This is a genomic window from Bacillus sp. mrc49, assembly GCF_002803435.1.
Genome location: NZ_PHNG01000094.1, coordinates 1 through 309, shown reverse-complemented (window position 1 = coordinate 309; position 309 = coordinate 1). Strand labels below are relative to the sequence as shown.

Annotated in this window: 1 pseudogene; it reads left to right on the top strand. The window is 59.2% G+C overall.

The window, feature by feature from the left end:
- Nucleotides 1-309 (top strand): annotated as a pseudogene (locus CVN76_RS00640) (PQQ-binding-like beta-propeller repeat protein); the annotation flags it as partial.

Genomic DNA, 309 nt, shown 5'->3' with positions numbered 1-309 from the left:
AAGACTGGGCGCACTACGGTAATACCGAGGGCGGCAGCCGCTTTGCTGCGCTGGACCAGATCAACCGCAGCAACGTCGACAAGCTGAAAGTGGCGTGGACCTACCACACCGGTGACGTCGCCGAGAGCGATGGCAACGGTGCCGAAGACCAGCTCACCCCGCTGCAGATCGGTAATAAAGTGTTCATCTGCACCCCGCACAACAACCTGATCGCACTGGATGCCGACACCGGCAAAGAGCTGTGGAAGAACGCGATCAACGCCCAATCGAAAGTCTGGCAGCGTTGCCGTGGCATGGCCTATTTCGATG